The sequence below is a fragment of the Streptomyces phyllanthi genome, assembly GCF_009377205.1.
Classification (GTDB): Bacteria; Actinomycetota; Actinomycetes; order Streptomycetales; family Streptomycetaceae; genus Streptomyces; species Streptomyces phyllanthi.
This window is the reverse complement of record NZ_VJZE01000611.1, coordinates 1-4,451: the sequence shown is the minus strand read 5'-3', so window position 1 is coordinate 4,451 and position 4,451 is coordinate 1. Positions and strand designations below refer to the sequence as shown.

Sequence of the window (4,451 nt, the reverse complement as noted above, 5' to 3'; positions counted from 1 at the left end):
GTCTTCGATGTGTGGGGGTCTGAACCCTTCGTGCAACGAGTGCGAGGAGGGTGTGGGCGGGCTGTGATCGGGTGGGGCTGGACAGTTTTCGCCGACCGGTTCGAAGCTGCTACTCACCGGGGTGACAAATTCCCGGCTTTGTGGACGTGACGTCTCATCACAACCTGAGCGAAGCCTCGAACTTAATGGGACGTACCGGGGTCCCGACGTCCGCGTACCACCAAAGCGCCCCCCACCGAGGCAAGGACGAAACCGAGTACGGCGGCACCGGTCGGCACCGTCCGCCCCACCAGACGCAACAGCCCGCTGTCCTTCTTCGCCTGGTCGACCGCGAACTTCTGCGTGTCCGCGGTGAACGCGATCTTCCGGCTGTCGAGGAGCACGGCCGCGTCCTTCTTCCCGCCCGGCGCCCGCAGCGTCTGACGCGGTCCGGTCCGCGCGTAGAGCACGCGCCCGGTGGCCTGGTCGACGACCAGCTCGATGCCGTGGTTGGAGTACCACTCCTCGGCGACCACCTGGGGACGCTTCGGCTGGTCGACGATCGCGCCCGGCACCAGCCGGGTGCCGTTCTTCGTCGCGGGCACGCCGGCGGTGAACCGGTACCCCTCGTAGCCGCGGACCTTCTTCACACCCCGGTAGTGGAGGGTCACGGTCGCGCCGAGGGTGTTGTCCCACCAGCGGTAGTCGCGCTTCTGCACGTCGAAGGGGAACTTCAGATATGCCTCGCCCTCGATGTGCGGCTTCTCGCCGCAGCAGTGCACGGGGCGGTTGGTCCTGCGGTCGCTGACCCAGCGGTGCGGGGTGAAGTCCAGCGCGTCGTGCGGGTCGGCGGCGGGCAGCGTCCTGTCGGTGTCGACCGAGGTCGTCACGTCCCAGACCGCGGCCTTGCCGCTGCGCTCACTGTCGGCGACGTTCGCGCGTACCCGCTGGGTGATGGTGATCTTCTGGTCCGGCACGGTCTTCACTTCCTGCACGTCGAAGACGCTGCCGGTCCCGGTGTAGACGGCGGTGGTGTCGATGTCGATCGGGTTCACCGCGGCCCGCGGTTTCACATACCAGACGAGCAGTGGCGCCAGCACCAGCAGAAAGGTGCCGACACCCAGCAGGACCAGGGATGAACGGGTTGGCAGGTGCGGCCCGAAGGGCCTCGATGAGGGGTGGTGGTCGGGCGAGGGGCGGGCAGTACGGCGCATCCGGCACTCCAGTGACTTGGGTCGGCGCGGCCCGCGTCACAGGTACGCGGGGCCGGGCGCCGTGGGGGGAAAGTGCGCGTGCGGTAGGGGGCGCCGCGCTGCTCCGCACGGCACCCGCTATGGGCCGGGAACCGTAGGCGCACCCTTGACGGGGTGTCAATGCTTGCCGAGACTGGGCCGGGGTTCAGGGCACGCGGCAAGCCGCGGGGTTCCTGGGTGGGGACGACCTTTCGACCGACCGAGAGGCTGACCCGCGATGTCCAGACTGCTCGCCGCCCTCACCACCGTCGTGGTCTCCGCCGCCCTCGCCGTGGGCACCGCACTAGGTGTCGTCGCGCTGCTGGAGGCGACCCCGGACCAGCCGAACACGCCGATGATCACGTACGAGAACACCGGTGGGGAGCGCTGATCCGTGCCCCGGCGCCAGGGAACCCTCACGACCCGCTCGGCCTGGCACGACGTACCCCGCTTCCAGGTGCGCCAGTTCGCTGCCCTCGCCATGGCCGAGGCACCCGTGCTCGCCGAGGAGATCCTCCGCGAGATCCGCCGCGAGTACCCGAATCTCCCGGTCGTGCTCGACGACTCGGGCGAGCCGATGGCGCTGATCGGCATCCGACGGGCCATCGAGGTCTTCGTACAGCACCTGGAGACCGCGGAGGGCCGTCCGACCGTTCCGCCGGGCGTCTTCCAGGAGTTCGGGCGGGGAGAGGGTCTGCACGGCCGCAGCCTGGACTCGCTCCAGGCGATCTACCGTCTGGGCGTACGGCTGGCCTGGCGCCGTTTCGCGGAGATCGGCCAGCGCGTCGAGATCCCGCCCCCGGCGATGTACGAACTCGTCGACGCCGGCTACGAGTACCTGGACGGCCTGGTGGACCAGTCGGTCCGCGGCTACGCGGAGGCGGCGGCACGCCAGGCGGGCGAGCGACTCCGTCTGCAACGCCGCCTCATGGAACTGCTCCTGTCCGAGCACCCGCGGGGCGACCCCGCCGAGGCGCTCGCGGAACGGGCGGCCCGGATCGGCTGGCCCCTGCCCGAAAAGGTCGCCGTGGGCGTCCTGTTACGCCCGGCCCGAGAGGCCGTCGCCCCCGCCGTAGGACAGGGAGTGCTCCTCGACATGGAGTACGAGCAGCCTCGCATGGTCGTCCCCGAACCGGACGCGGCGGGCCGCCCCGAGCTGCTCCACCGCGCCCTGACCGGCTGGTCCGGCGCCATCGGCCCGCCCGTCCCCCTCGCCGACGCCGCGAAGTCGCTGCGCTGGGCGGAGGCGGCGGTCCGGCTGATGGAGCGCCGCCTGCTGCCGGCCGGAGAGGTGCTCCACTGCACGGAGCACACGGAGGCACTCGTCCTGCTGCAGCCGGAGGAACTCATCGACGACCTGGCGTTGCGCTGCCTCGCCCCCCTCGCCCACTGCGGCCCCGCTCACGGCCGCCGTCTGGCGGAAACCCTCCTGGCCTGGCTGGAAACCCGCGGCGGCGCCCCCGAGGTGGCCGCCCGTCTGGGAGTCCACCCCCAGACGGTCCGCTACCGCCTCCGCCAGATCCGCGAACTCTGGGGCGAGGGAATAGACGACCCGGACCGCCGCTTCGAACTGGAACTGGTGCTGCGGGCCCAGCGGCTGCGGGGGGAACTGGGGGATCCGCGGGCGCGGCGCTGAGCGCGCGCCCACCGCGCCCACCGCGCCCGGCGCCAGGGAGCGGTTCGTGTCGTACGCGGCCCGGCCTCAGTCCTCGCTCTCGCTCTCATAGCTCTGGAACCAGTGGACGTCGAAGTGGCGGGCCGTTGAGAAGGGGCGCTGCCGTTCGGTGAGCATGCGGTGAAGGAACTCGGCGGTCGTCTCGTCGAACCGCACCCACGAGTCGGGGATGTCCTGTGTCACGAGGATGGGCCACTTGTCGGGGTCGGGGCCCTCGGTGAGCCAGAAGAACCCGTTCTCCTGCTCGGAGTCCGCCCATTGCAGCAGTCCGCCGGGGGCGGGGTACACGTTGTACGGCTCCCACGGGCTGCTGCGGCCCGCCCCGGTCAGTTCGCCCAGCCTCTCGGTGCGCAGGACGATGTTCCCGCCCCTGAAGCGGGCGTCGGGGACGTGGAGGCGGAGGTAGCCGTCGAAGGCGCCTTCTCCGAACACCTCGACGAGTCGCTTGTAGTCGCTGGGCAGCGCGGTTCCGAGCCGGGTTTCCACCTCCGTCCAGTCGACCGTGCGGGTGCGGGGCGCGTACCAGCCCGTCACGGCGACGACCCCGTCCACCCAGGAACCTCCCTCCGGCAGGTCCGCCGCCGGGTCCTCCCGTTCCGCGACCAGCATCACGAGCCGGGCGTCGTCGTCGAAACGGGCGGTACCGCAGCCGATCCACCGGCTCCCGTACGCCCAGGCGCGCATCTCGACGATCCGCTCACCGAACGGGGTCAGGAGCGGCAGCCCGGAGCGCGGGGTCACGGTCGGATCGGCGTACCCGTCCATGGCGAGGTTGCGCGGCTGTCCGTACCGGAGGCTGAGCGCCTCCTGGAGCGAGGCGAGGTCGTTCTCGTCCGAGGGCACCAGGCACATGTGCCCAGCCGGGTGCCCGGCCTCGTCGCACCGCAGATCGTCCGAGCCCGGCCGGGTCAGGTCGAGGACGGCCGAGAGGAGTTCCCTCTGATCCAGCTGTTCCATGTCCATGGCGGGATATTGAAGCCGATGCCGCCGACAACGCCTGGTCGGCGACCTCCAGGGCCCGCTCGTGGGGAAGGTGTGACGTTTGTGGTCGGTGCTGCGCTTGGTCGGTGGAAGAGGGGAGAGCGGACAACCGTTTTCCGTACACCGACGGAGGGCGGGGGACATGCCCGGACAGGGGACGCGGCAGCCGACCGCGGCCGGGATGCGGCGGTACGCCGTCGGGTTCGTCGCCCGGGTGACGGCGAGGAACCGGCTGCCGCTGGACTACTCGGTCGCGAGCCTGCGGGTCGTCGACTCCGTGGTCGAGGGGCTCCGCAAGGGCGACACCGACCGCGAGCGGGTGGCCGGGACGCTCTTCGGGCTCGGGGCGTACGTCGGTGAGGTGCTGGTACGCCATGCCGGCGCGGTCTGGGTGGACCTCGACGCCGGGCAGCGGGAGTACTTCGGCCAGTCGGTCGGCGTACGGATGCCGGACGGACGGGTGTGGAATCCCCTGGGCAAGGTCGTGAACCGCTTCGAGGCGGGCCGCGAGGAGTCGCTCCAGACCTTCTACCTGCTGCTGCACGGACGGAGGTCCCGGGAGAGATCCTCCTGAGGTCCGGCCG

At 71.0% G+C, this 4,451-nt stretch carries 5 protein-coding genes; 3 read left to right on the top strand and 2 right to left on the bottom strand.

Annotated features, from left to right (window positions below; all coding sequences use genetic code 11):
* Window positions 1–182 precede the first annotated feature (182 nt).
* Window positions 183–1,193, bottom strand: coding sequence for a DUF3068 domain-containing protein (locus FNH04_RS42035; RefSeq protein WP_152791506.1), 1,011 nt, complete (start codon window positions 1,191–1,193; stop codon window positions 183–185).
* Window positions 1,194–1,449: 256 nt separating this feature from the next.
* Between FNH04_RS42035 and FNH04_RS46985 the strand changes: the two genes are divergently transcribed.
* The gene (locus tag FNH04_RS46985) at window positions 1,450–1,602 is read left to right on the top strand and encodes a hypothetical protein (protein ID WP_194236998.1); all 153 of its coding nucleotides are present in this window, start codon (window positions 1,450–1,452) and stop codon (window positions 1,600–1,602) included.
* Between the two features lie 3 nt (window positions 1,603–1,605).
* Complete coding sequence (locus tag FNH04_RS42030; protein ID WP_322725426.1) at window positions 1,606–2,847, top strand: helix-turn-helix domain-containing protein; 1,242 nt, start codon at window positions 1,606–1,608, stop codon at window positions 2,845–2,847.
* Window positions 2,848–2,913: 66 nt separating this feature from the next.
* Here FNH04_RS42030 and FNH04_RS42025 read toward each other — a convergent pair whose 3' ends face one another.
* Entirely contained in the window at window positions 2,914–3,849 is a 936-nt protein-coding gene (locus FNH04_RS42025; protein ID WP_152791505.1) for an SMI1/KNR4 family protein, read from the bottom strand.
* 160 nt (window positions 3,850–4,009) lie between these two features.
* Here FNH04_RS42025 and FNH04_RS42020 point away from each other — a divergent pair, with 160 nt between their 5' ends.
* Window positions 4,010–4,441 (top strand): hypothetical protein, encoded by a 432-nt coding sequence (locus tag FNH04_RS42020; RefSeq protein ID WP_228031949.1) that lies wholly within the window; start codon window positions 4,010–4,012, stop codon window positions 4,439–4,441.
* Window positions 4,442–4,451 lie beyond the last annotated feature (10 nt).